Source organism: Mesorhizobium sp. B2-1-8, assembly GCF_006442545.2.
Classification (GTDB): domain Bacteria; phylum Pseudomonadota; class Alphaproteobacteria; order Rhizobiales; family Rhizobiaceae; genus Mesorhizobium.
Genome location: NZ_CP083952.1, coordinates 6,117,096 through 6,143,132 on the forward strand (window position 1 = coordinate 6,117,096; position 26,037 = coordinate 6,143,132).

Here is a 26,037-nt window from a genome sequence, read left to right on the forward strand (position 1 = left end):
AGCGATGTCGAGAATACACTCGCAAGCGCCGTCTTCCGCGTCGGGGCTGACAAGGTCGAGTGGGCTGTCTACGATGCAACACACGAAGCAGCGCGCTTCGAAATGCGGGATAGGCTGGTGCCTGTCGCGACGTGAACAGGAACGGGGCAATGCCAGACGAAGTCGTCGCTGAGTCGCCGCGCACCATCGAGGATCTGAGAGCGCTGGCGCTCTCGGTCGGCCGCGACGAAGCAGGTTTTTCCCTCGGGTCCAAGGCGCATGATGTCTTCGCCAAGCTGGTCGACGCGCCCGAACAGTCCGCGGTCCGCTCGATCTCGGAACTTGCCAGTCAGTTCGGCATCAATCCGTCGACGCTGACCAGGCTGGCCAAGCGTCTCGACTTCGAAGGCTTCAGCGATTTCCAGGCCGTCTTCCGCAAGGCCATCGCCAACGATCAGCAATATTTCTACAGCCGCCAGGAAGGCTGATGACCACGCCGTCGGCAGGCGGCGCCGAAGTCGGGGTCTTCTAGCGGCTGGCGCGGGAAACGGCGGCGAATGTCGACGGCTTCCTCGGCCAGTTGGACGGTGCCTCGCTGAAGGGCGCGACCGCGCGGCTGGCCAGCGCGCGGCGCGTGCGCGTGCACGGTGTCCGCCAGTTCCATTCGCTGGCGAGCTTCCTCACCTATTGCCTTGGGATGGTACGCTCCGACGTGGCGCTCCTGGACGAGCCGCGGTTGGGCGTCGCCGAAGCGCTGTCACAGCTAGAGCCGGGCGATGTGGTCATCGTCGCAAGCTGCGCGCCCTATACACGCAGCGTCGCCGAGGTCGGCCGGGTTGCAACTGCGAACGGCCAGAGCGTGATCGCGATCACGGATTCCCGATCCTCGCCGCTCGTTCCTCCGGCCGAGCATGCCTTCTTCATCCCGCACGCCAGCAGTTTTACTCGAACAGCATGGGCGCATATATTGTCTTTTGCGAAGCGCTGCTCAACCTCGTCGCCCGCGAACTGGGCGATAAGGCGCTAAACTCACTGGCCGGGCGCGAGCGGCTCATTGCGGAGATGAACATAGAGGTTGGCTGATCGCGGCAGCCGCTCTGCTTTCAGCAAAGCCAAGTTCCGTCTGGATGATCGCGTCGACATCCTCGGCTTCTGACCGCGATGCCAGCTTTCCGGTGCGTTCAAAGCAAAGCTGGCCGGCCGAGATGCAAGACTACATTCGCCCCGTGGAACATGTCGTCTTAGTCGGTGGGCGATCCATGCTGAGTTGTGGCTCGTTACAACGACGCACCCTGTACTGTTCGAGGCTCGCGGTGATCGCCAACTCCAAAAGCGTTAGGGTTGGAGGCGCAGTCAAAACCGATCCGAAGCAAATGCCGCCAAGCGCGCCGTATCTCCCCGCCCAGCGATCACGTCGGCGACCAGGCAGGCAGTGATTGGCGCCAAGGTGAGCCCGAGATGACCGTGGCCGAAGGCGTGGATGACGCCGGGAGTATTGCGCGACGGCCCGATGACCGGACGCGAATCGGGCAGCGACGGACGGAAACCCAGCCATTCGGATGACGGCCGGCCGAGTTCGGGAAAAATTTGCCGCACACCCCGATCGAGCAGCGTCAGCCGTCGCGGATTTAGAGGCGCCGCAAGCCCGCCGAGTTCGACTGTGCCAGCAACTCGCAGCCTCCCCTCCATCGGCGTCATGTAGAAGCCGAGATCAACCGGGCATACCGGCCGGTTGAGCAAAGGCGCGGCGGTCGGAAATTCCAGATGATAGCCGCGCTCGGTGTCCAGCGGGATTCTATCGCCCGCCTGCGTGGCGAGTGCCCGCGACCAGGCGCCGGCCGCGATCACTGCAGTCCGCGCGACGGTGGCAAGGCCCGGGCCGCTCAGCCGGACGCCGCCGGCCTCCGACATCAGACCGGTGACCTTCGCCCGCACCAATTGGACCCCGAGGTCCGCAGCAGCCGCCGCCAGCCGCTGCATGACCGTCTTGGGATCGCAGACATTGATCGAGTCCGGGAAAAAGAGGCCCTGCGCCTGAAACTCAGCCAGTCGCGGTTCCAGCGCGGCCACCTGCTCGGCGGTCAGAACTTCCTGGTGGACGCCAAGCTTGGCGCGCATGGCCCGTCCGCCAGCTGCGGCAGCGAAATCGCTCTCGCTACGGTAGATGTAAAGGCAGCCGTTGCGACGCAGCAGGTCGGCGACGCCAGCCTCGGCCGCCATCTCCTCCCAGGCCGGCAAGGACTCGGCAAGCAGTCCGGCGAGCGCCAGCGCATTGGCGTGGGTGGCCGCCGGAAGCGACTGCCGGACGAAGCGGAGCAGCCACGGTGCGAGCTGGAAAAGTGCCGCCCAGCGCAACGCGAAGGGGCTGTCGCGATCGAAAAGCAGCTTCGGCAGCGCGCGCAGCACTCCCGGGTTGCCGACCGGCATGCAGGCGTACTCGGCGACCGTTCCGGCATTGCCGAACGAAGCGCCCGAGCCCGGCTCGTTGGGATCGATAAGCAGCACCTCGCGGCCTTCGCCGCCAAGCCGCAATGCTGTCGCTAGACCGACGACGCCGGCGCCGACAATGGCGATCTCGACGGTTTTCGGTGCCGCGGCGGGTATGGAGATCATGATCTAGACGAAGCCAGGCAGTTGCAGATGGCCGGCCGCGAGCAGCTCGGCCATTGTGGTGAGTGCTGAACGCAAATCATCCTGGGAACGCGCGGCGCCGACATTGATGCGCACGCCATGCTGCACCGGCTCGCGCCCGACCGCGAAGGCATCGCCCGGTAGCACGGCCACGCCGCGTTCCAGGCAGGTGCGAGCAAAGCCGGCGCCGCGCCAGGGCTCGGGCAGGCGCAACCAGGCATGGGTCGATGTCGGATGCGCCTGGATGTCGAAGCGGCCGAGGATCTCGCTCAGGATCGTCTGGCGCTGGCGCAGCTCCTGTTTCTGGATCTCGATGATGCGGGCCGCCGCCCCCTCCTCGATCAGCCTCGCGCCGATCAGCGCCGTCAATGGGCTGATGCTCCAGCAGTTGATGCGCAGCGCCGCCGCGATCTGACCGGCGATCGGGCGCGGGGCGATGACGAAGCCGAGCCGCAGGCCCGGCGCCAGGCATTTCGACAGCGCGCCGAGATGGATCGTCAATTCGGGCTCAAGACTGGCGAATGACGGCGGCGGATCATCGGCCAGCGGCCGGTAGACGTCGTCCTCGATGATCAGCACGTTGTGGCGCCGGGCGACCGCGGCAAGCTGGTGCCGGCGCTCCTCGCTCAGCGTGATCGTCGTCGGATTGTGCAACGTCGGCACCAGGAACACCGCGCGCGGACGCAATTGCACGCAGGCGGCGTCGAAGGCATCGGGGCGCATGCCGCCGCGATCCATGGCGACGCCCCGCAAGTCGAGCCCGTGCACGCGGCAGAGCGCGTTGATACCCTGGTAAGTCACCTCGTCGGCGAGCACGACCTCCCCTTGCCTGGTGACGGCACCGAGAACGCAGTCCAGGCCGTGCTGGGCGCCGGCGGCCAGAACGACGCGGCCCGGGTCGCCATCGCCGGCGACGGATTTCAGCCAGTCGGCTATGGGCGCGCGTCCCCAGAGCGGTCCTTCCGGCGGATGGTAATCCTGCAGCGCGGCATAGTGCCGGTCCTTGGAAAGGCGCGGCAGCAACGCTGCGACCGCATCGAGATAGGCGGAAGTGGGCGGCCGGTTCACGGAAAGGTCTATGATGCCAGTCTGGTCGCTCGGCGCCGATACAAAGCCGGGCCGCTCGACGACGTCACGGGCGGCGACGGTCGTGCCGCGTCCAGGGCGCGCCTCGAGCAGGCCCTGCTCCTGCAGGGTCGAGAGCGCACGCGTTACCGTGGTGACGTTGATGCCCAGCGCCCGCGCGATCTCGCGCTGCGGCGGCAGCCGATCGCCGACCGCGAGCGTGCCGGCGGCGATGCGTTCCGCGATCGCGTCGGCAAGACGGCGGTAGACCGGACTTTCATCCTCCGCGAGGCGAAGATCTTGAAGCATGCGGGATTCGAACCAAGGCTGACGGACGTGTCACGGTGGGCATCTAACATAAGACATCGCCCCGTACAATAGAGCTTGTCTGACATATGTTCGCAAGATTGCCGATCAAAATAATCATACAACTTTGCAAAAACTCCCTTGACGGACAAAGTTGTCCGCATCTATGGTCGACTTCAGCTTAATTGTGTGACCACACAAGTCGGACGACCTGCCTAGTGGCAGGCTGGTTCCCGGGAGGACGAGGCATGGATCGCAAACCGCATCTCGAATCGGTCGGCCGCGTCCAGGATTGCAGACAATGAGCACCGGCCAGGCCGCTATGCCGGCCGCCCCGGCCATGGTCTCGCTTGCCGCTCCGGCCACCAGTGCCGCCGGCCGGGGGTTTGTCGAGTTCACCGACGTCGAGAAATCCTATGACGGCCGCACCTTCGCGGTGACGCGGATGAACCTCACCGTAGCACGCGGCGAATTCCTGACGCTGCTAGGCCCTTCCGGCTCTGGCAAGACGACGACGCTCAACATGCTCGCTGGCTTCGAGCGGCCGACGCGTGGCACGATCACGCTGGAAGGCCGGCCTGTCGACCGCCTGCCTCCTTATCAGCGCAACATCGGCATGGTGTTCCAGAACTATGCTCTGTTCCCGCACATGACGGTCGAGGAGAATGTCGCCTTCCCCCTGTCCGTCCGCCAGGTGAGCAAGGCTGATATCGCAGCCCGCGTGGCGCGCGCGCTCGACATGGTGCGGCTCAGGCAGTTCGGCGATCGCCGGCCGTCGCAGCTTTCCGGCGGCCAGCAGCAGCGCGTGGCGCTTGCCCGCGCGCTGGTTTTCCAGCCGAGCCTGGTGCTGATGGACGAGCCGCTGGGCGCGCTCGACAAGAAATTGCGCGAGCACATGCAGCTCGAGATCAAGCAGTTGCACACCATGCTCGGCGTCACCGTCGTCTATGTCACGCACGACCAGAGCGAGGCGCTGACGATGTCAGACCGCGTCGCCGTCTTCAACCAGGGCGGCATCGCTCAGCTCGGCTCACCCGACGACCTATACAACACACCGCAAACCTCGTTCGTGGCGAGCTTCATCGGCGAGAACAACACGCTGGACGGAGTCATCGACCGCGTTTCAGGCAAAGAGTGCCGCGTCAGGCTGAATGGCGGCGGAGAACTCACCGCTTTGGCTGTCGGGGTGACGCAAGGCGCTGCCTGTCACGTCGCCATCCGGCCGGAGCGGCTCACCCTCGCGGCGGCACCCGCCGTCGGCAACGCGCTCTCAGCAACCGTCGACGGGCGCATCTATCTTGGCGACCATCTGCGCCTCCTAGCCAGACTCGCCAACGACCAGGTGCTGACCGTGAAGGTCGGTCCCGAAGCGACGATGGCAAACGGCGAGGCCGTGACGGTCTCCTGCGCGCCCTATGATTGCCGTGCCTTTCCGGCCGATGCCGGAAGGGGGGGCGCCATTCCAAAACAGGGGAAGACGACATGAAATATGTGAGGAAATATCTCATCGCGCTCGCGGCCGCCACGGCGGTCATGACGATCGGCCACGCCGCCCTCGCCGAGGAGCTCTCCATCATGGCGAGCGGCGGCGCCTGGCAGGACGCGCAGCGCAAGGCCTGGTTCGAGCCGTTCAGCAAGGAGACCGGCGCCAAGATCCTCGAGCAGGAATATCTCGGCGATCTCGGCAAGGTCAAAGCCATGGTCGAGACCGGCAACGTGCCCATCGATCTTGTGACGGTGGAGACCGCGACCGTGCTCCAGGGTTGTGACGCCGGCATCCTTGAGCGGCTCGATTATTCCAAGATCGCGCCGCGCGACAAATTCATCCAAGGCTCGGCGCTCGATTGTGGTGTCGGGCTCGACACTTACGGCGACATCCTCGCCTATGATCCGACGGTGCTCAAGGAGGCGCCGACCTCGGTCCTCGACCTCTTCGACATCAAAAAATTCCCAGGCAAGCGGGCCATGCGCAAATTCCCGGCGCAGAACCTCGAATGGGCGCTGATGGCCGACGGCGTGGCGCCTGCCGATGTCTACAAGGTGCTGGCAACGCCAGAAGGCGCCGACCGCGCCTTCAAGAAGCTCGACACCATCAAGAAGGACATCGTCTGGTGGGATGCCGGCGCGCAGCCGGCGCAGCTTCTCGCCTCCAAGGAAGTAGTGATGACCACGGCCTGGAACGGCCGCATCCAGAACGCCATCGACACCGATAAGAAGCCGTTCAAGATCGTCTGGAACGACCAGATCCTCGAATACGACATGATCAGCATTCCGAAGGGCGCGCGCAATCCGGAGCTTGCCTACAAGTACCTCGCCTATATTAGCAAGCCCGAGAACAACGCCAAGCTCGCCAGCTACATCACCTACGGACCGGTGCGCACCGACGCCGCGTCCTTCGTGGCGGCGGACGCGCTGCCGAAGCTGCCCAACGCTCCGGACCATCTCAAGGGCGCCTATCTTGTCGCCGACACCGAGTTCTGGGGCGACTATGGTGAGGATCTCGTCAAGCGCTTCAACGCCTGGCTTGCCCAGTAGGGGCAAGGATGTCGGCGCTCCAGCCCAGCGAACTCGACCGGCCGACGCTGGCCCGCGACCGGTCTGCCGCCGACGCGGATCTCAAATCCGTGTCGGCGGCGCTCCGTCGCGCCGAATTCGGCGACCGGCTGCGCTCGCTGGCGCTGGCGGCGCCGCTGCTTGTGCTTCTGGCACTGAGCTTCGGCATCCCGATCGTGCTGCTATTGTCGCGCGCGGTCTACGATCCGACCATTGCAGATGCTTTGCCCAAGACGACCAAGGCCCTGGCCGGCTGGAACGGCCAGGGCCTGCCGGGCGACGATACCCTTGCAGCGCTCGCGACGGACCTCAAGGACACCAAGGCCAAGGGCACGGCCTACGAACTGGCCAAGAGCCTGAACGCCCGCCTGCCGGGCGCGCGCAGCCAGGTGCTGAAGACGGTGCGCAAGCTCGAAAGCGCCGACGGCCAGGCCGCGCTCGATGCCCTGAAGTCGGTGCCGTTTTGGTCGGCGCCGGCGACCTGGCCGGCGATCCGGAGCGGCACGCACAGCTTGACCTCCTTCTACCTGCTCAGCGCGCTGGATTTGCGCTGGAACGCCGATGGCGGCATCGAACGCGTACCACCGGAGCAGGCGATCTTTATCCAGGTGTTCCTGCGCACCTTCCTCGTCGCGGCATCTGTGACGCTGGCAACGTTGATCCTCGGATTCCCGCTCGCTTATCTCATAGCCAACGTGCCGAAGGGCTTGGCGGCGATCCTGATCGTCGCGGTGCTGCTGCCGTTCTGGACCTCTATCCTGGTGCGCACCGCCGCCTGGACGGTGCTGCTGCAGAAGTTCGGGCTGGTCAACGACTTCCTGTTGTTTATCGGCATCGTCAGCGACCGGCTCGACCTGATGTACAGCCGCATAGGGCTCATCATCGCCATGACGCATATCCAGCTCCCGTTCACATTGCTGCCGATCTACAGCGTCATGCGCACCATTCCGCCCTCGCAGATGAAAGCCGCCTATTCGCTCGGCGCCAGGCCGTTCACCGCTTTCCGCCGCATTTACATTCCGCAGGTCTTCCCGGGCGTGATGGCCGGCTGCCTGCTGACCTTTATCCTCTGCCTCGGCTACTACATCACGCCGGCATTGATCGGCGGCGCGAGCGACCAGCTGATCAGCAACTTCATCGCCAACTATGTCAACGTCGAGTTGAACTGGGAGATGGCGGCGGCGCTGAGCTTCATATTGCTGGTGTTCACGCTGGCGCTGTTCGGCATCTTCGCCCGCATCCTCGGCCTTGATCGCCTGAAGCTGGTATAGCCATGCTGCTCTCCCCCTACCCCACCACCGGCGAACGCATCCGCGTCACCCTGCTCTGGCTGTGGTGCGGGCTGGTGATGCTGTTCCTTCTGGTGCCGATCCTCATCCCGGTGCCGCTCTCGTTCAACAGCGGCGCTTTCTTCATCTTCCCGCTCGAAGGCCTCTCGACGCGCTGGTACGAGGTGGTGCTCGGCACGCAGCGCTGGCAGTCGGCGATCGGCAACAGCCTGATCGTCGCATTCGGCACGACGCTGATCGCAACGACGCTCGGCACGCTGACGGCGATCGCGCTTTCCGACGAGAAATTCCCGGGGCGCCGCATCATCATGCCGCTGCTTTTGTCGCCGCTGATCGTGCCGGTGGTGATCACCGCCGTCGGCTCGTATCTGTTTTACGCCCGCGTCGGTCTGGCCAGCACCTATGCCGGCATCATCCTGGCGCATACCGCGCTTGCCAGCCCCTTCGTGGTGGTGACGGTGGGCGCGAGCCTCACCGGCTTCGACCGCAACCTGATGCGTGCCGCCGCGATTTCCGGGGCCAGACCGCTGACATCGTTCTTCCGGGTGATGCTGCCGCTGATCCTGCCCGGCGTGCTTTCGGGGGCGGCCTTTGCCTTCGTCACGTCCTTCGATGAGGTGGTCGTCGTGCAGTTCCTGGCCAGCGCCAGCCAGCGCACCATGCCGCTCGAAATGTTCATCGGGCTACGCGAAAAGCTGAGCCCCGCGATCACCGCCGCCGCGACGCTGATGATGGCGCTGTCGATCATACTCTTGGTGGTCGCCAACCTGTTGGCGCGGCGCGGCAGAAAGGCATCTAACCGCTGAACGGGATTCGCTGCCGCTGGTGCGTCGAGGCGTCAAAGGATCTAGCTAAAGTCATATTCGAAACGGCCAACCACCACCTTCATCGCAGGCAACGTCCACTTTCGGAGAGCGGAAAAGCGGATCACTATGGCCGACATTGACGCAAAGCTTCCGTCGCGTCGTGGAAAACCTAGCGTTTCCAAATGTAGGAGACACGGTAACGCTAGCGATTCGACCCCTCGGACAACCTAATATCGGCTCGGGCGGCTCTGAGATCGCGAGGAAAATCGCTGGGGGGTTGGTTTTGGTCGGAGAGAGGGGTTCGAGTCCACATTGTGGGGCCCTCTCAAAAGAATGCAGCAAATCAATTACTTAGATCGGTCTTTTGGCGGACCTGGAGGGCCGCCGTCTTTTCAACAAAAACAATCAGTTAGTGGGTCGTTCGCCCAGCCATACCCTTCGTATCATCGAACTGGCGCTGCTTGTGGGCGCAGAGCGCGCTGCCGACGAGGGCGGCGCGGTCAGGCAGGGCCAGGAATTGCTGGGCGCGGGTGCGCGGGCCGTGCTGATCAAGGGCGGTCATGCATCGGGACCCCGATCGACCGACATCCTATTGCGCTCCAATCAAGAACCGATCCGCTTCGATACGCCGCGCCTTGCCGCATCGATGCGCGGGACGGGCTGCATGCTGGCCAGCGCCATTGCGGCGCACCTGGCGAAGGCGTACCCGCTTGAAGACAGCGCGCGTAAAGGCAAGCTTTTTGTATTCGAGAGACTGGAGAAGCATGCAGCCTTGTGACGGCGGCTTTATGCGCAAGTTGATCTGCCCACATGAGCGGGCGCCGTCTTGCGAGGCCTTGGCCTTTGAACGGCTGTCATGGCGCGAAGCAGACCCCGCCGATTTGCACGCCATAGTACGCCATAGCTCTCTGTGAAACTGAGCAGGATTTACTTCCGACGCAACGACGTGTCAGATCCGCTAAACGGTCAGGAGGCATCCGGCGTGCACCGAAATGGCCTGCTGCCGGTTTTTCGGACACCGAGATAAGGTGTTTAACGGAACTGGAGAGTTGGAATGCAAAGAAGGAAGTTCAGCCGCGTGTTCAAGATTGAGGCGGTGAGATTGATCAAGGATCGGGGCGTTGCGGTGGCCCAGGCTGCCCGCGACCTCGATCTCCACGAGAATGTGCTGCGCGAATGGGTGCGCGAGCTGTCGATAGAGGCTGATCGAAAAGTCAAAGTTGCGGATGTTGCGCGTGACATGCACGGCGTAAATCCAGGAGCGGAATGCCGGCAATCTTTTTATGCTGGTCGCCATCCACCAGCATCAGGGTTCAAGCCACGGCCTGTGCACCAGTAATCTCGACAAGCGATCCGCACATGAACTGGGCTTCGTCCGACGCGAGGAAGGCAACGAGTGCTGCGACTTCCTCTGGCTTTCCAATCCGGCCGAATGGGACAAGCCTGTCGAGGTCGGCAATCGTTCTGCCGGAGCGCTTCACGCCAGCCTCCAGCATCGGCGTGTGGATCTCGCCCGGACACACGGCGTTGACGCGGATCTTGTGCGGCGCGTAATCGCGGGCGAGGTTCTGCGTGAAGGACGCAACCGCGGCTTTCGTCACATTGTATGCGATATGGTTGGGCGCGGGATGCAGCCCCCATTGTGATGCGGTGTTGATGATCGCACCACCGCCACGCTCGATCATGTGCGGCAGCACGGCCCGGCAGAGGTAGAACATCGAGTGCAGATTGACGTCAAAGCAGGCGTGCCAGTCGCCTTCGGTTAGAGTGAGCAGGTTGCCGCGCCGGTTGATGCCGGCGTTGTTAGCAAGAATATCGATGCGTCCGTTGATGCGCAGGACATCCGCAACCAGATCGGCGCAGGCAACCGCGTTGGAAATATCGGCACAGATTGCGCGCGCCTTGCCGCCTTTCGCGGAGATGTCGGAGGCCACGGAACCAGCCGAGCTCAGGTCCATGTCGATAACCGCGACAAAGGCGCCTTCATCGGCGAGGCGATGTGAAATCGCCGATCCGATCCCGCCACCGCCACCCGTGACGATGGCGACCTTTTGTTCGAACCGCTTCATTTCAAACCTCTTGGATCCTGAAGGCATTTCATCTGATGTAGCTGGCGCCGTTGACGTCGAGCGTTGCGCCGCTGAGCGAGCGTTGCGAGGGGCGCAGCGCAAAGCTCACCAGCTCGGCGATTTCGGATGGCTCCGCCATCCTACCGATTGGAATGTCGGCGACCGCCGCCGCTTCGCCAAAGCGCGACACGAATTCCCTAGCCATTTGCGTCCGCACCCAGCCTGGCGCGATCGCTATCGCCACAATGCCGTCGGCGCCGAAACTGCGGGCGATCGATCTGGTGAGATTGATGAGCGCCGCCTTGGCCGCGCCATAGGGCATCGCTTCGGCACTGTAGCCGCGCTGGCCGGCGCGGCTCGCCATGTTGATGATGCGGCCGCCGCCATGCGCTCGAAAGTGAAGGATCGCAGCCTTGCAAAGGTCGGTAACGGCGAAAAAGTCGAGCTGAAACTCCCGGCGCCAGGCCGCTTGCCAGTCGTCGAGATCAGCCTCGACGGAAATCTCGGTGCGCACGCCCGCATTGTTCACAATGGCGTCGACACGGCCGGCAAGCCCGACGGCCTGGTTCCACAACCCTAATGGCCCCTCAGCGGAGGCCAAGTCTGCCTGAACCGTCCATCCGGCCCCGCCAATCTGGTTGAGGAGGATGTCCGCGCCGTGCTGGTCCCGGCCATAGTGAATGATCGGGCGGGCACCTTCCTGCACGAGCTCTTGGACAATCGCGCTGCCGATGGCGCCGGAAGCACCAGTCACAAGAACGGTCTGGCCGCTCAGAGGTTTGCTGTGGGACGACATTGAATCTCCAATCAACCGAGTTCGTCGACCTGCGGTCCCCAGCTATCGGAGAGCGCAAATCCAAAGGCGAACGGGTCATCGTCGTCCAGGCGCAATTGTTCCCGGCCATAGATCCATGCCTGACCGGTGATCCTGGGTAGCACCGCAGCCCTGTCACCGACCATGGTCAGGCCGATCGCCTCTGCGAGAAACTCGCCACCGATGATGGATCGCGACTTGCGCACATCGCCGATCTGGAGCTCGCCCCTTGCGTGCAGCACCGCCAGATTGGCAGAGCTGCCGGTGCCGCATGGCGAGCGGTCGACACGGCCGGGTTTCAGCGTGGTGCAGGTGCGCACCGCGCCGTCGTCGTCGCGTCCGCGAAACATCACATAGGCGATCTCGTCGATGTCGGGCAATTCGGGATGCTGCACCGAGATTTGCTCCGCCAGCAACGCCTTCAATTCGATGCCGGCTTCGGCAAGGGCGCGAGCGTGGCGTGGCGCGATTTCAAGCCCGACCTGTTCGACATCGACGATGGCATAGTAGACGCCGCCGTAGGCGATATCGGCCTTGAGACGCCCCCAGCGCGGCGTTTCGATTGTCTGGTCGAGGGCCTCGACGAAGGCCGGCACATTGTCGAGGCTGACGGAAAGACAGCGGCCGTTCGAACAGCGAGCGTGGGCGACGATCAAGCCGGCTGGTGTGTCCAGCCGGACGACGGTTTCCGGCTCCTGAATAGTCACGCGGCCGGATTCCAGCAGCGCGGTCACGACGCAGATGCAGTTACTTCCCGACATCGGATGCGCCCGGTCGGCCTGCAGCACGATGAAGCCGGCGTCCGTGTCCGGCTGGCAGGGGGCGACAAGCAGGTTCACCGACATGGCGACGCTGGCCCTGGGCTCAAAGGTCACGAAGCGGCGCAGGCTGTCGTCGACGCTGTTGATGTAGTTCATCTTGTCGAGCATCGTCGCGCCGGGAATCTCTGGCGCGCCGCCGACGATCACCTTGCCGATCTCGCCCTGGCAGTGCACCTGCAGCAGTTCGATGGACCGTTGCCAATTGGGGGCCGAAAGAGAATTCATTTGATGTACCAGTCCCATGGGTCCTTGCCAGTCATCCGGGTGATCTGCTTGGTCTCAAGATAGTTTTCCAGGCCCCCGCCCCAGTTCGCGGCCGCTGCCCGATTGCTTGTAGCCACCCCAGGGCGCTTCTGTGAAAGTCGGCTGCGAACAGTTTATCCAGACGATGCCGGCCGCCACGCGCTCGGTGCGCTCGTCGTCGGCCGACATGACAGCGGCGGCCAGCCCAAAGCGGCTGTCATTGGCCAGCGCGACGGCTTCGGCTTCGGTCGAGAAGGAGCGTACGCAGACGACCGGACCAAAAATCTCTTGGCGCCAGGCGTCGCTGTCGAGCGGTGCGTTGATGATGATCGTCGGCTCGAAAAAGTAGCCCTTGTTGAACCCCGGCGCCCGTTGGCCGCCGGCCGCTATCGTGGCGCCGGCGCTACGCGCTTTGTCGATCGCGCTGAGCACCTGATCGTATTGACGCTTGGACACAAGCGGTCCGAGCAACGTTCCAGTCGCCAGCCCGTCGCCGATCTTGATCTTCCGGGTTTCCTCGACGAGCCGCCGCAGAAGCCTGTCATATATGCCGTCCTGGACGAGCACGCGCGAGGTCGCGGAGCAGACCTGGCCCTGGTTCCAGAAGATGCCGAACAGAATCCACTCAACGGCCTTTTCGACATCGGAATCGTCGAAGATCAGGAACGGCGATTTGCCGCCAAGTTCGAGACTGACTTTCTTGATGTCACGCGCTGCCGCCGCAATGACCCTCGAGCCGGTCGGCACCGAGCCGGTAAAGGCCAGCTTGTCGACATCCTTGTGGTCGATCAGGGGCTGGCCGGCATCCATTCCAAAGCCGGTCACAATGTTGAGCACGCCAGCGGGCAGCCCAACATCATCGGCGATGGCGCCGACCTCAAGCGCCGTCAGCGGCGTCAGTTCGGACGGCTTGAGCACCATGGTGCAGCCGGCTGCCAGAGCCGGTGCGACCTTCCAGGAGGCCATAAGCAACGGGTAGTTCCACGGGATAATGGCGCCGGCGACGCCGATCGGCTCCTTCACCGCCCTGGACGCGAAGCGGGCATCCGCAAGCGCGATCGGCTCGGCGCCGTTAGCATCCAGCCCCTCGGCCAAACCGGCATAGAAATCGAAGCAGCCGGCGGCGTCCGCCACATCCCAGTCGGCCTCGGGCAAGGGCTTGCCATTGTCAATGACTTCGAGCTGCGCCAGTTCGGCCTGGCGAGTCCGAATTCCATCGGCGATGGCACGAAGATACCTGGCGCGTTCGCCGCCCGACAGCCGCGGCCAAGGGCCTTCATCAAAGGCCCTGCGGGCGGCCGTCACTGCCGCGTCGATGTCTTCGGCCGTGCCGGCGGGCGCATGATGGATGATCTCCTCGGTGGCAGGATTGATGACCGCGAAGGTGCCGCCCTTGATGGGCTTGCACCATTGTCCGTCGATATAGAGGTCAGTCCGCATCTGATTGTCTCTTGATGGTTGGGCGTAGCGTACTCATGCTTGGCTCCGCTAGAACCGGTCGACGCGATAGGGGCGAAGGTCGATCGGCGGTTTTTTGCCCGTGGCGAGATCGGCTATGAGGCGGGCCGTGGTGGCGGCATAGGTCAGACCGAGATGGCCATGGCCGGTGGCGTAGTAGACCCCGCCTGTCTTCGCTGATGGGCCGATGATCGGCACCGTATCGGGCAGCGCCGGCCGGTGGCCCATCCACTCAGTCGTTGTGTTTGCCTGCAGGTCGGGCAGCGCTTCCAATGCGCGCTTCACCAGCACCTTGGCGCGCCTGTAGTCGGGCGGCGCATCGAGACCGGCCATCTCCACCGTGCCGCCGACCCGGATGCCGCCGGCCGTTGGCGTCACCATGAAGGCGCGCGCGGGCCAGATGATGGAGTGCCGCATGGAGATCCCGGGTGCCATGATCTGCGTGTGGTAGCCGCGTTCGGTTTCGAGCGGAATATGTTCGGCCAGAAGCCTGGACAGACGTCCGGTATGGGCACCGGCGCACAGCACAGCCGACGGGATCGCAATGCGGCGCCCGTCTTTGAGGCGGATGGCTTCCAGCTTGTCACCCGAACGGTCGAAGCCGGCAACCTCGCCGGTTTCCATTCGGCCGCCGAGTGCAAGAAAACGCTCAGCCAGCGACACGACAAGTCTGTAGGGGTCGCGCACCGAGCGGTTTTGCGGAAACAGCACCGCGCGGCCGATCTTCGTCGTGATCGCCGGCTCAAGAGCGCGGAGCGCATTAGCGCCGAGCACCTCGTGCGGAAAGCCGAAACGTTCGAGGACCTCAATGTGTTCACGGTCGGCCTTGAACTCGGCCTCGTCGGTATAGAGGCTGAGGCAGCCTTCGTCCGTCAGCATATCGGAAAGCCCTGCCGCATCGAGCATCGGCAGGAGGTCGTCGTAGACCCGCTTGCACAGCGCGGCACCCGCCGCCTCGAGTTCGCGGACGCGCGACGGACGGCTGGCTTCGAGAAAGCGCAGGAACCATGGCGTGAGCCTCGGCAGATAGGAGGGCCGCACTCGCACCGGCCCCTCGAGGTCGAGAAGCCATTTGGGCATCTGAGCCCACACCGAAGGCCGCGACGCCGGCATGAATTCGGTGACGGCGATGCTCGCCATGTTGCCGAAGGATGCGCCGAGGCCGGGCTTGTCGCGGTCGATCAGCGTCACGCTCTTGCCGCGGCGCTGCAACTCGTAGGCAATAGCCACGCCGATGATGCCGGCGCCGACAACCGCGATTTGCTCTGTGCCCGCGCCAGACATCGTTTTACCCGATCACAGGTTCTATGGCCTTGCGGAAAGCGGATTTTTCCTCGTCCGTCAGCGCCAGCAGCGGCTTGCGGCCCAGGCCGACAGGCGTGCCGGCCAGTTCGCAGCCATATTTGACCTTCTGGACGAACTTCCCCGTTTCGAGACTGGACATCGCGCCGTAGATGACCTGCATCATGTCGCGCGCGCCTAGCCAGTCGCCGCCTTCGATCGTGTTCACCAGATCGACGCAGGCCTTGGCCATGCAATTGGCTGGGCCGCAGATCCACGACGTCGCGCCCCAGAGATAGAAGTCGAGCGTCTGGTCGTCGGAGCCATTGGTCACCTGGTAGCGGCTGCCATAGCGCGAGCGGATGTCTATGGCGCGCAGCAGGTTGCCACTGGACTCCTTGATGCCGAGAATGCGCGGCTCGTCAACGAAGGCATCGAGCACGTCGAGCCCGACCTCGACTCCGACTTTCGGCGGGTAGTTGTAGACGACGATGTCAACGTCGACGGCGTCGAGGACGGAACGATAATGGCCGATCAGTTCGTTCGGAGCAGGCGTAGCATAGAACGGCGCCGACAGTAGAACCGTGTCGTAGCCGAGGTCTCGGGCGCGCCTGGTGTGCTCGATGACCTCCCAGGTCGATCCTGCATTTGTGCCGGCGATCAGCAGTTCGTCCTTGTTGGCGAAATCAGCCACGAATTTCAGTACGGACGCCCGTTCATCCGAAGTCATGGCGTTGTATTCGCCGGTCGAGCCGCACGGCACCCAACCCTTGACGCCATCATTGCGAAGCTTGTTCAGCAGCTTCTCGTACTGCTTGAAGTCGATCTTGCCGTCGTCGCCAAACGGGGTGACGAGTGCTGGCATTACACCTCTAAGTTTCATCATTGTCTCCTGGTAGGAAGCGCCTTTTCCGGACGCGTCAGATGGCGAGTTTGGTCAGAATGCGGCGCTCGATGAGCGTCACGGCGCGGGTCAGCGGGAAGGCGATGACGAAGTAGATCAGGGCGACTACAGTCAAAACCTCGACGGGATGCGCGGTATTGTTCGAAATGTTCTGGCCGACGAACATCAGGTCGGCCATGCCTACCGCCGAGACCAGCGCGCTTTCCTTGAAGAGGCTGATGCAGTTTGACAACAGGGTTGGGATGGCCCGCAGCACCGCTTGGGGCAGAACAACGCTGGTGATCTGGGTCCAGCGCGGCAGCCCCAGTGCCACGCAGGCGTCGATCTGCTCCTTGCCGACCGATTTCAGGGACGCGCGAAACGTCTCGCTCGTGATCGCACCCATATAGAGCGAGAGCGCGATGACTCCTGAAACAAAGTTGGAGAGCTCAATGCCTAGCAGCAGCGGCAGGCAGAAGAAAATCCAGAACAGCTGGATGAGAACCGGCGTGCCACGAAAAAACTCGACATAGACGCTGGATACCGCGCGCAGCAGGCGGCTGGGGGATGTCCTGGACAGGCCGAGCAGAAAGCCAAGTGCACAGCCCAGAGCGACGCAAACCAGCGTCAGCTTGAGCGTCGTCCACAGGCCAAGCAAGAGCGCATATTCGAACCGCACCAGAACGTGAAAATCGAGGTTCATGGCCCGGCTCTCAGCTTGCCATCGCTTCGCGTCGACGCTCGAGATAGCCGACGATCTGCGTGACCGGAAACGAGACGGCGAAATAGATCAGCGCCACGACGGTAAAAGTCTCGATCGGCCGATATGTTTCGGTGGCGAGCGTCTTGCCCTGATACATGAGGTCTTGAACCGCGACGATCGCCACCAGCGCGCTTTGCTGGAAAATGACGATGCCGTTGGTCAGCAGTACGGGCACCGATGCCCGGAATGCAGTTGGCAGCACGATGTAGAGGATGCGCTGCCAGGGATTGAGACCGAGCGCGATGCCGGCGTCAATCTGCTCGCGAGGAACTGCCTGGATCGAGGCTCTGTAAGCCTCGGCGTTGAACGCGGTCAGGTTAAAACCGAGGGCCAAAATTCCCATGGTCATCGAGCCGAGAAACACGTTGAACAGCATCGGCACGCAATAGAAAAACCAGACTATCTGAACGATTGCCGGCGTGCAGCGGAAGAATTCGACAAACAGTGTCGCCGGGAGCCGGATCACTGCCCAGCGGCTCATAATCAGCAAGGCAACCACGAAGCCGAGCGTCAGCCCGATGAGATTTGCAGCTATCGTCAGCTGGAGCGTCACAACCAACCCGTCGAAAAGGGGGGGCAGGTTGCGTGTGACAGCCTGCAGATCGAAGGAATAATTCACGGCCCCCTCCTACTGCCTGATGTGGAAAACGCGGTCGATGAAGTCCTTGGTGCGCTCTTCCTTGGGAGAGCCGAGTACTTGTTCGGGTGGACCGTCCTCGACGATGACGCCGCCGGCGCAGAAGAGCACGCGCGAAGCGATGTTCTTGGCGAACCACATGTCGTGGGTCACGATCATCATCGGCATGTTCTGCCTGGCGAGCTGCAGGATCACTTGTTCTACCTCGCCGACCAGTTCCGGGTCGAGCGCCGATGTCACTTCGTCAAACAGCATCAGCTTGGGGTCAAGCATCAGGGCTCGGGCGATGGCCACGCGCTGTTTCTGGCCACCGGAAAGCTGCGCTGGGTAGGCCGCGATCTTCGGCTCCAGGCCAAAACGCGTCAAAAGTGCGGTCGCTCGCTCCGTGGCCACAGCCTTGGTCTCACCGCGGACCTTGCAGGGTGCAAGAATGAGGTTTTGCAGAACGTTGAGGTGGGGAAACAGCGTATAGTGCTGAAATACCATACCGATCGATCGACGAACCTTGTGGTCGATTGCTGTCTTGTGCGCCGGCGCCGACGAGGTGATGTAAGACTTGCCGCCGAAGGTGATCGAGCCGCTGTCGATACGTTCCAATCCCATCAGCACGCGCAGTAGTGTACTTTTTCCACCACCGCTCGGACCGATGACGACAAGGCGCTCGCCCGCCTTCATTTCGATATTCAGGCCTTTGAGGACCTGCAGATTCGGGCCATAGCCCTTGTGCAGGTCACTGACCCTCACGAGAGCCGCATTCTCGGTTGCAGGCATGGCAATATCCCATCGAGGTCGGACAAACCGGGGATCGTGGGGCTGCTCGTATTGCAAAGCAGCCCCGCGCATTGTCAGTTCCCGGCCTTCAGGACCTCATCGACGGCCTTGTGGATGAGCGCATCGACCTCACCCGTGGCGACTTTCTCCTCCAGGAAGATGTTGACGACTTCGACGTCGGAGAACGACAGATCGTGCGGCAAGCCGAACGCCACGCCTTGCTTGGCAAGCGCCGGCGTGGGGTTGTAGGCCACGGCCCAACTCGGATTGGACTGGGTGAACAGCTGGTTGGTATCGGAAGCGTCGACCAGGATGTCCGCGCGCTTCGAGGTAACAGCAAGACGGGTTTCATCATTGCCCGGCAGGCGCAGGATCTGCGCCTTCTTCACCGCGGCAGAAATGGCCTTGTCCTGGGCAGTTCCCGACATCACGGCTAGCGTGACATCTGGCTTGTCGATATCGGCGATCGAAGCGGGATTTGCAGGGATCTTGCTGTTGTCTTTGTTGTAGGCCAGCGAGATCTGGTACTCCATCGCCGGAATCGAGAAGTTCACCGCCATTGCCCTGGCCGGCGTGCGGTTTAGGGCCAGCGACATATCCCATTTGCCTGCCTGCAGCCCGGCGACGATGTTGTCCCAGGTGGTGTCGACGAATTCTGGCTTGACCTTCAGCGCGTCGGCGAATTCACGGCACAGGTCGGCAAAAAATCCGGAATATTCCCCGCTCGCCGGATCGCGCATGATGTAGGGAGGGGCGACCGCAGCGCCACATCGCAAGACGCCGGCCTGCTGCACCTTTTGCCAATAGCCTTCGGTAGCCTGGGCATGCGCGGCGCCTGTCGAAATACCAGTCATGAGTGCCAAGGCAGGCAGCGCCCGCAGTGCGGACGAGAGCATTTTCATGAGCATCGTTGTTCCCTTTGCGTAGAGCGCACGCGGTGCGCGGTTCCGGATGTCGGCTCGGGCCGATCTTGACTTTGCCTGTTGTCGTCATAGTGTCGACAGGATCAGATATGTCGACAGACAGTCGACAAGTCAAGTGGAAAAAACAACGTGTCGACAACGCATGATCTTGCGAGTAGCGTCCCGGTTGCGAAAAAGGAGATTCCGTTGACCGCAGAAGTCGAAACGAAGCGTGCCAAGGGCGCCGGCTGGAAAGAGGTCTACGACACGCTGCGGACCGAAATCCTGTCGCTGACCATGGCCCCGGGTCACCTGCTCGATGAAACGACGCTGTCGGAGCGATTTGGTCTATCGCGCTCACCAGTGCGCGAAGCGCTGATCAGGCTCTCAGGCGAGGAATTGGTGGTCACGCTGCCCAACCGCAGCACGATAGTCGCGCCGATCGAGATCGCCACGTTCCCCAAATATGTCGAGGCCCTCGATATCGCTCAACGCATGAATACGCGGCTGGCCGCCGAACTGCGGACAGAGGCCGATCTGAAGGCAATTGCGCGGCGCCAGCGGGAATTCGAGGCCGCCGTGAAATCCGGCGATCATCTCGTCATGTCGGAAACCAACAAGCAATTCCACATGGCAATCGCTCGTGCCGGCCGCAATCCCTATTTGGCCTCGTTCTATGAGCGGCTTCTGGATCAGGGTCGGCGGATGCTCCACATGCATTTTGAGTTTCTGGAGAGAACCCATGAAGGCTATCTCCTCACCGATGAGCACCATCTGATGCTGGCGTCGATCAAAGCCAGGGATGTCGATCGCGCCGACAGCCTCGCGCATGCGCACACGCGCCAGTTCAGGGACAACTTCATCAACTTCATGAAGGAGAACTACACGACCGAAGTGTCTCTGGGGCACTTCCGGGAAACGGCATAAAATCTCGCGGCGCCGCCACTGCGGATGACATGCGCCTCCGAACACCACATGGCGAATGCCGAGTACGCGCTGGTAGAAATCGATGGTCTCCGTCATATCCCTGACGGTGAGTACCACATGATCCAGGCCGGTTATCTTCATTAGTGCCACCTTTTGCTCCTGAAGCCGCGCACCTGCTTAGAATTCCGAGAAATGTCATGCATGCGCATTGCTTGAAACTGCCTTGCTTCCCTACGGCAGTCGAGAAACCATTATGCAATCCGACTTTGCGAAAATGGAAAGTCATGGGATTTTCTCCTCCATAAGGCACGGAACCTGTCGAACGTCATTTGCGCCGATGCCCGTGCATGGCTGGAGGAGCCAGTGCGGTGTGCAGCCAATTTGGTGGGTGAAATGTCACTGGACAAGACCAAATCCGAATAGACGCCGCAGCTAAGTGAGTCGCGCCCTCGTCGTCCTGGGCGTGGCCAGGAGAAGGCTGGTTTCGCTGCCGGTAATGCCGGGGATCAGCCTGATGCGGCGCAGCACCGCATCGAAATCGGTCAGCGAGGCGGTGCCGAGTTCGACCACAAGGTCCCAGCGGCCGTTGGTGGTGTGAACGGTGGAGACCTCGGGAAAGCCGCCGAGCGCCCTGATGACGCGATCCGCGGCATGGCCCTCGATCTCGATCATCATGACGCCGCGCATCCGCTGGTCGACCGCATCGGCGCGCAGCACTACCGTATAGCCGATGATCTCGCCCGATCTTTCGAGCCGCTCCATGCGCGCCCGCACCGTCGCGCGCGAGACGCCCAGATCGACCGCGAGATCGGAAATGCTGCGCCGCGCATCATGCCGCAGCAGCGTCACCAGCCGTTCGTCCAACGCATCCATGATTGTCCATTTCGATCAAGTCATATGCGCAATACGGTAGATTGCTCTTGCCGAAATGCCAATTCTTCCTGTTCAAACCGCCAGGCAGCGGTGGTTCAATTGTCCAATCAATCGCGAGGGCGGAAAGAAATCATGCGCTGCAGGATCGTTGGCGCGCCGGTACAGGACGGTGCGGGCAGGATGGGATGCGAGATGGGGCCGAGCGCGCTGCGCACGGCGGGGCTGGTCTCAGTGCTGGCCGATCTTGGCCATGAGGTCGAGGACTGGGGCGCGGTCGAGAAGGCCGTGGCCCGCCCGGTGGCCCATGGTAACCTCGCGCTGAAGGCGCTGCCCGAGATTTCCGCCTGGACGGCGGCGATCGCCGAGACCGCCTATGCGGCTTCGCGCGACGCCATGCCGATCTTCCTTGGCGGCGACCACTCGATCTCCGCCGGCACCGTCTCCGGCGTGGCGCGCCGCGCCGCCGAGAGCGCCGCCGGCCGCTCTTCGTGCTGTGGCTCGACGCCCATCCCGATTTCCACACGCTCGACACCACCACCAGCGGCAATCTGCATGGCGTGCCACTCGCCTATGCGAGCGGGCAGGCGGGCTTCAAGGGCTATTTCCCGGATCTGCCTGAAGTCGTCGACCCGGCCCGCATCTGCGCCATCGGCCTGCGCAGCGTCGATCCGGCCGAGCGCCGCGCGATCACTGAAGCCGGCGTCACCGTGCACGACATGCGCGCCATCGACGAGTACGGCATCGCGCCGCTGCTGCGCGCCTTCCTGGCCCGCGTCGAGAATGAGAACGGCCTCCTGCATCTCAGCCTCGATGTCGATTTCCTCGACCCTTCGATCGCGCCGGCCGTCGGCACCACCGTTCCCGGCGGCGCCACTTTCCGCGAGGCGCATCTGGTGATGGAGATGCTGTCCGACAGCGGCCTGGTCTCCAGCCTCGACCTGGTCGAATTGAACCCGTTCCTCGACGAGCGCGGCCGCACCGCGACCCTGATGGTCGACCTCACCGCCAGCCTGATGGGCCGCCGCATTATGGACCGCCCGACCCGCAGCCATTCCGGGAGCCTCTGACCATGAGCCAGCCTTCGCGCCTTGCCATCGTCCCTTTCGTCAGCGTCGACCGCATGATGAAGCTGGTGCACGCCATCGGCGTCGAGCGCTTCCTCACCGAGCTCGCCGCCTATATCGAGAAGGATTTCCGCCGCTGGGAGCTGTTCGACAAGACGCCGCGCATCGCCTCGCACAGCCATGACGGCGTCATCGAGCTGATGCCGACCAGCGACGGCCGGCTCTACGGCTTCAAATATGTCAACGGCCATCCGAAGAACATGCGCGAGGGCCGCCAGACGGTCACCGCCTTCGGCGTGCTCGCCGATGTCGGCTCCGGATATCCGATGCTGCTCACTGAAATGACGATCCTGACGGCGCTGCGCACCGCGGCCACCTCTGCCCTCGCGGCCAAATATCTGGCGCCTAAGGGATCGCGCGTCATGGCCATCATCGGCAACGGTGCCCAGTCCGAATTCCAAGCCATCGCCTTCAAGGCGCTCACCGGCATCGACCGGCTGCGGCTTTACGACATCGACCGCCAGGCTTCGGAAAAATGCGCCCGCAACCTCGCCGGCAAGGGTTTCGACATCACCATCTGTTCGACCGGCCAGGATGCGGTGGAAGGCGTCGACATCATCACCACGGTGACGGCCGACAAGCAGTACGCCACCATTCTCACCGACAACATGGTCGGCACCGGCGTCCACATCAACGCGGTCGGCGGCGACTGCCCCGGCAAGACCGAGTTGCATCGCGACATCCTGCTGCGCTCCGACATCTTCGTCGAGTTCCCGCCGCAGACGCGCGTCGAGGGCGAGATCCAACAGCTCGACGCCGACCATCCGGTGACCGAGCTGTGGCAGGTGATGACCGGCCAGGCTGAGGGCCGCAAGGCGCCCGAACAGATCACGCTGTTCGATTCCGTCGGCTTCGCCACCGAGGATTTTTCGGCGCTGCGCTATGTCCGCGACCAGCTCCAGGCGACCGGCCTCTACGAGGAGCTCGACCTGCTCGCCGACCCCGACGAGCCGCGCGACCTGTTCGGCATGCTGGAGAGGGCGGCAATGCAGCCGGCGGGTTGAGGGGGTCCTCCAGGGGCAGCAGCGAATTCCGCTGCCTTATGCGCGAAGTTCGGCGGCTGGAACTATTATTGCGTGATAGCGACTGACCGGAAGCGAGAGCAGATGGTCGCTGGTTCGAGAGACCACTGCCGTGAGGTGTGAACCAAGCGTAAAATGACTCAAATTCGCCCCGATTGGCCCAAGGCAAGGGCCAAAGCCGCGTCGGCTTGGCGTGTCCGAACTCCCCACCACCGACGCCGCGCTAGGCAATGGCGTATTCATTGGCCTCGAAAACATGGTGATGGACGCGGCCGGTGAACATCTTGAGAAGTTCGCTGGTCAGGTCGCGGCTCTGAAATCTCACGCTGGACTGAAGCGCCTTGTTACAAGTATCCATGTCGGGATAGCGGATGGCGAGCGCCATGGCATAGCCCGGCGCGCCGTCGTCACGAGCCGTGCCGTCCAGCACGCGCACTTCCTCGGCGCCCGGAAACTGCGTCCACAGGGGCACCAACCGCTCCCTGACGAAATGTCGGAACTCACTCTCGCGTCCGGCGTGGATCTCACCTTCAAAGAGTGCGTAGCGGATGATCATCGCGATGGTTCCTGATTTGCTTGCATTTGCACACCAAAGCCTTTGCGAGCGGATGCCGGCGGGAAGGCTTGCGGGCGCATCGCCTGAAGCGCCCGCGTTGACGATGCTATTTGCCCCAGATTTTCTTGTACTCGTCGCGGTAGCCGTTACCAGGATCAAACGAATTGTTGGGGCCGCCGTCGAACTCGACATTGTCGGCCGTCACCACATGCAGCGGCGACAGATAGCCAGACCATTTTTCGCCGGCCATGGCGCGGTTCAGTTCGTCGACCAACTGCCAGCCCTGCAGGTTGAGCGGCTCGGCCACCGTCACCTTCTGAAACTGGCCGGCGCGGATGCGCTGATAGGCTGATTCCGAGCCGTCGCCGGCGGCGACATTGATCGGCGCATCGGTGCCGGCCTTGCCGGCAGCCGCGAGCGAAGGACCCATGAAATCGAAATAGAGGTCGTTGATGGCCAACGAATGCGTCCAGGCATCGCCGTATTTCTGCAGCAGTGAGGTCGTCAGCTGTGGCATGCGCTGCGAAGTCTCGGCGATCGGCGTGTCGACATATTCGAGCACCTTACCGCCAAGCCGCTCGATCTCGGCCTTCATCTTGTCGGCCTTGGCGATGGCAATCGCATAGGTCGAGTCGGTGAAGATGACGACGCCGGGCTTGCCCTTGGCGTCGGCATAGGCCCAGTCGGCGGCGGCGGTGGACACCTGCATGGCGTCGGTCGACACGTTGGCGAAGACGCCGGCTCTTTCATCAGGTCCGATCACCGGGCCGGCATGCCAGGACACCAGCGGAATGCCGGCGGCCTTGGCCTGCTCCAGTGCCGGCGCCTGCTCGACGGCGTCGAAACCGTTGATGACAATGCCGTTGGGCTTCAGCGCCATCGCCTGGCCGAAAGCGGCGGTGCGGCCGCCAATCGAGCCGGCGCCGTCGATGACCTTGACCTCCCAGCCGATCGCTTTGGCGGCTTCCTCAACACCGGTGGTGACGCCGAGAATGCCGCCGTTTTTGAGGTCGCCGGCCAAAATGACGATGGTCTTGCCGGGCTGCGCCTTCGGCCCAGTGGTCGGACCGTCCCAGGCCGTGACCTTCTGGGCATACTTCTGCACAACCGCCATGGCATCAGCCATCGCGTCCGCCCTCGCCTGACCGGAGAACAGAACCGGAGTAGCGATGGCCATCGCCATCCAGGCGACGGAAGCGTTTAAAAATGTCCTGCGTTGCATGTTGGTACCTCCCTTAGCTTTCAAGAATTTGCGTGCGATTTGGAACGTTGCGGTGGAACGTCGGCGCCCCCTCACCGACTGATATCTCCGGCAACCGGGCCAACCCCGGCCGGATGGGCGTTGACGTAGATGGCGTAGAGCGATGTCTGCGCAGTGATGTAGAGGCGGTTGCGCTTGGGGCCGCCGAAACAGAGATTGGAGACCAGTTCAGGAACCAGCACCCGGCCGATCAGTGTCCCGTCCGGTGCGTAAACCCGCACCGAGTCGGCGCTGGACGACCAGATGTTTCCGTCGCGATCGACGCGGAACCCATCGAACATGCCGGCTCGACATTCTGCAAAAATGTCACTTGCCCGAACCGAGCGGCCGTTGTCAGCGAGTCCATACGCGTGGATGGCGCGCGGCAGGCCCGGCACATGGCTGGCGCCGGTGTCCGAGACATAGAGTATCTTCTCGTCGGGTGAGAAGGCGAGACCGTTCGGCTGCACCCTATCGGTGATGACAGTGGTCAGTTCGCCCGCGGCCTCGTCAAATCGGTAGACGTGAGAGCCACCGATCTCTGGATTGGCGATCTTGCCCTCATAGTGGCTATCGATGCCGTAGACGGGGTCGGTGAACCAGATCGTTCCGTCGGATTTGACCACCACATCGTTGGGCGAATTGAACCGCTTGCCATCGACGCTTTCGATCAGGGCCTGCCAGCGGCCGTCATGCTCGAGCCGGGAGACCCGGCGCCCGCGATGCTCGCAGCCGACGACGCGGCCTTCGCGATCAAGTGTGTGGCCGTTCTGGTTGTTGCATGGCGTCTCGAAGACACTGACGGAGCCGTCGGTTTCGTCGTAGCGCAGCAGCCGGTCGTTGGGGATGTCAGACCACAGCAAATGCTTTGCCGATGGCACATAGACAGGACCTTCCGCCCAGCGGCTGCCGGTCCACAACCGTTCGAGCTTGGCATGGCCGATGATCAGCTTGCCGAAACGGTCGTCCAGAATCTCGTAGTCGCTCATACTGTCATTCCGAATAGGTTCCGGGCACCGGGAGT

Annotated in this window: 24 protein-coding genes and 4 pseudogenes; 11 read left to right on the top strand and 17 right to left on the bottom strand. The window is 63.0% G+C overall.

The features are described 5' to 3' along the window. The first annotated feature begins 149 nt into the window (after positions 1–149). On the top strand, positions 150–467 hold the full coding sequence (locus FJ970_RS29920; RefSeq protein ID WP_227791968.1) for a hypothetical protein: 318 nt from the start codon (positions 150–152) through the stop codon (positions 465–467). 92 nt (positions 468–559) lie between these two features. After that, the gene (locus FJ970_RS29925) at positions 560–1,006 is read left to right on the top strand and encodes a MurR/RpiR family transcriptional regulator (protein ID WP_227791970.1); all 447 of its coding nucleotides are present in this window, start codon (positions 560–562) and stop codon (positions 1,004–1,006) included. Positions 1,007–1,332: 326 nt separating this feature from the next. Here FJ970_RS29925 and FJ970_RS29930 read toward each other — a convergent pair whose 3' ends face one another. After that, complete coding sequence (locus FJ970_RS29930) at positions 1,333–2,592, bottom strand: NAD(P)/FAD-dependent oxidoreductase (RefSeq protein ID WP_140764412.1); 1,260 nt, start codon at positions 2,590–2,592, stop codon at positions 1,333–1,335. A 3-nt stretch (positions 2,593–2,595) separates the two neighbouring features. Continuing rightward, complete coding sequence (locus FJ970_RS29935; protein WP_140764409.1) at positions 2,596–3,984, bottom strand: PLP-dependent aminotransferase family protein; 1,389 nt, start codon at positions 3,982–3,984, stop codon at positions 2,596–2,598. Between the two features lie 298 nt (positions 3,985–4,282). Between FJ970_RS29935 and FJ970_RS29940 the strand changes: the two genes are divergently transcribed. The 6 genes and pseudogenes from FJ970_RS29940 to FJ970_RS29965 all read left to right on the top strand — a co-directional run. After that, the gene (locus FJ970_RS29940; protein ID WP_415752019.1) at positions 4,283–5,467 is read left to right on the top strand and encodes an ABC transporter ATP-binding protein; all 1,185 of its coding nucleotides are present in this window, start codon (positions 4,283–4,285) and stop codon (positions 5,465–5,467) included. Then, positions 5,464–6,516, top strand: a complete 1,053-nt coding sequence (locus tag FJ970_RS29945) for an ABC transporter substrate-binding protein (RefSeq protein WP_140764406.1) — start codon at positions 5,464–5,466, stop codon at positions 6,514–6,516. The genes FJ970_RS29940 and FJ970_RS29945 overlap by 4 nt, the downstream gene beginning before the upstream one ends. An 8-nt stretch (positions 6,517–6,524) precedes the next feature. Beyond that, positions 6,525–7,805, top strand: a complete 1,281-nt coding sequence (locus tag FJ970_RS29950; protein WP_140764403.1) for an ABC transporter permease — start codon at positions 6,525–6,527, stop codon at positions 7,803–7,805. A gap of 2 nt (positions 7,806–7,807) precedes the next feature. Next, positions 7,808–8,629 carry an ABC transporter permease gene (locus FJ970_RS29955; protein ID WP_140764400.1) on the top strand — a complete coding sequence of 274 codons (822 nt, stop codon included), beginning with the start codon at positions 7,808–7,810 and terminating at the stop codon, positions 8,627–8,629. Positions 8,630–8,993: 364 nt separating this feature from the next. After that, on the top strand, positions 8,994–9,407 hold the full coding sequence (locus FJ970_RS29960; protein ID WP_227791971.1) for a bifunctional hydroxymethylpyrimidine kinase/phosphomethylpyrimidine kinase: 414 nt from the start codon (positions 8,994–8,996) through the stop codon (positions 9,405–9,407). Between the two features lie 276 nt (positions 9,408–9,683). Then, positions 9,684–9,833: pseudogene (locus FJ970_RS29965) on the top strand (transposase); the annotation flags it as partial. Between the two features lie 109 nt (positions 9,834–9,942). On the opposite strand, the gene FJ970_RS29970 reads toward FJ970_RS29965, so the two are convergent. The 10 genes and pseudogenes from FJ970_RS29970 to FJ970_RS30015 form a co-directional block, all read right to left on the bottom strand. Further along, complete coding sequence (locus FJ970_RS29970; RefSeq protein ID WP_140764394.1) at positions 9,943–10,698, bottom strand: SDR family NAD(P)-dependent oxidoreductase; 756 nt, start codon at positions 10,696–10,698, stop codon at positions 9,943–9,945. Between the two features lie 28 nt (positions 10,699–10,726). Further along, entirely contained in the window at positions 10,727–11,494 is a 768-nt protein-coding gene (locus FJ970_RS29975; RefSeq protein WP_140764391.1) for an SDR family NAD(P)-dependent oxidoreductase, read from the bottom strand. An 11-nt stretch (positions 11,495–11,505) separates the two neighbouring features. After that, a complete protein-coding gene (locus tag FJ970_RS29980; protein WP_140764388.1) occupies positions 11,506–12,558 on the bottom strand; it encodes a proline racemase family protein in 1,053 nt (350 codons plus the stop codon). Next, positions 12,555–14,016 (bottom strand): annotated as a pseudogene (locus FJ970_RS29985) (aldehyde dehydrogenase family protein). Before FJ970_RS29985 ends, FJ970_RS29980 begins: the two are co-directional and overlap by 4 nt. Positions 14,017–14,064: 48 nt before the next feature. Next, positions 14,065–15,318 carry an NAD(P)/FAD-dependent oxidoreductase gene (locus FJ970_RS29990; protein WP_140764385.1) on the bottom strand — a complete coding sequence of 418 codons (1,254 nt, stop codon included), beginning with the start codon at positions 15,316–15,318 and terminating at the stop codon, positions 14,065–14,067. 4 nt (positions 15,319–15,322) lie between these two features. Then, the gene (locus tag FJ970_RS29995; protein WP_140764382.1) at positions 15,323–16,198 is read right to left on the bottom strand and encodes a dihydrodipicolinate synthase family protein; all 876 of its coding nucleotides are present in this window, start codon (positions 16,196–16,198) and stop codon (positions 15,323–15,325) included. Positions 16,199–16,235: 37 nt separating this feature from the next. Beyond that, positions 16,236–16,901: an amino acid ABC transporter permease gene (locus tag FJ970_RS30000; RefSeq protein WP_140764379.1), complete on the bottom strand. Its 666-nt coding sequence runs from the start codon at positions 16,899–16,901 to the stop codon at positions 16,236–16,238. 10 nt (positions 16,902–16,911) lie between these two features. After that, complete coding sequence (locus FJ970_RS30005) at positions 16,912–17,580, bottom strand: amino acid ABC transporter permease (protein WP_140764376.1); 669 nt, start codon at positions 17,578–17,580, stop codon at positions 16,912–16,914. A 9-nt stretch (positions 17,581–17,589) separates the two neighbouring features. Beyond that, on the bottom strand, positions 17,590–18,369 hold the full coding sequence (locus tag FJ970_RS30010; protein ID WP_140764453.1) for an amino acid ABC transporter ATP-binding protein: 780 nt from the start codon (positions 18,367–18,369) through the stop codon (positions 17,590–17,592). Positions 18,370–18,443: 74 nt separating this feature from the next. Further along, a complete protein-coding gene (locus FJ970_RS30015) occupies positions 18,444–19,277 on the bottom strand; it encodes a substrate-binding periplasmic protein (protein WP_140764373.1) in 834 nt (277 codons plus the stop codon). A 201-nt stretch (positions 19,278–19,478) separates the two neighbouring features. On the opposite strand from FJ970_RS30015, the gene FJ970_RS30020 reads away from it, so the two are divergent. Continuing rightward, a complete protein-coding gene (locus FJ970_RS30020) occupies positions 19,479–20,198 on the top strand; it encodes a GntR family transcriptional regulator (protein ID WP_140764370.1) in 720 nt (239 codons plus the stop codon). Between the two features lie 87 nt (positions 20,199–20,285). On the opposite strand, the pseudogene FJ970_RS33985 reads toward FJ970_RS30020, so the two are convergent. Both FJ970_RS33985 and FJ970_RS30030 read right to left on the bottom strand, forming a co-directional pair. After that, a pseudogene (locus FJ970_RS33985) lies at positions 20,286–20,339 on the bottom strand (hypothetical protein); the annotation flags it as partial. Between the two features lie 291 nt (positions 20,340–20,630). Next, positions 20,631–21,071 (bottom strand): Lrp/AsnC family transcriptional regulator, encoded by a 441-nt coding sequence (locus FJ970_RS30030; RefSeq protein ID WP_140765945.1) that lies wholly within the window; start codon positions 21,069–21,071, stop codon positions 20,631–20,633. 132 nt (positions 21,072–21,203) lie between these two features. Between FJ970_RS30030 and rocF the strand changes: the two are divergent. Together rocF and FJ970_RS30040 are read left to right on the top strand one after the other, a co-directional pair. Then, positions 21,204–22,138, top strand: a pseudogene (rocF, locus tag FJ970_RS30035) (arginase). 2 nt (positions 22,139–22,140) lie between these two features. Beyond that, positions 22,141–23,199 (top strand): ornithine cyclodeaminase, encoded by a 1,059-nt coding sequence (locus FJ970_RS30040; RefSeq protein WP_227791973.1) that lies wholly within the window; start codon positions 22,141–22,143, stop codon positions 23,197–23,199. A gap of 241 nt (positions 23,200–23,440) precedes the next feature. On the opposite strand, the gene FJ970_RS30045 is transcribed toward FJ970_RS30040, so the two are convergent. The 3 genes from FJ970_RS30045 to FJ970_RS30055 all read right to left on the bottom strand — a co-directional run bounded on the left by FJ970_RS30045 (position 23,441) and on the right by FJ970_RS30055 (position 26,002). Beyond that, entirely contained in the window at positions 23,441–23,773 is a 333-nt protein-coding gene (locus tag FJ970_RS30045) for a hypothetical protein (RefSeq protein WP_140758965.1), read from the bottom strand. Positions 23,774–23,879: 106 nt separating this feature from the next. Further along, positions 23,880–24,995: a substrate-binding domain-containing protein gene (locus FJ970_RS30050; protein WP_140758964.1), complete on the bottom strand. Its 1,116-nt coding sequence runs from the start codon at positions 24,993–24,995 to the stop codon at positions 23,880–23,882. A gap of 71 nt (positions 24,996–25,066) precedes the next feature. Further along, positions 25,067–26,002 carry an SMP-30/gluconolactonase/LRE family protein gene (locus tag FJ970_RS30055; protein ID WP_140758963.1) on the bottom strand — a complete coding sequence of 312 codons (936 nt, stop codon included), beginning with the start codon at positions 26,000–26,002 and terminating at the stop codon, positions 25,067–25,069. Positions 26,003–26,037: the final 35 nt, after the last annotated feature.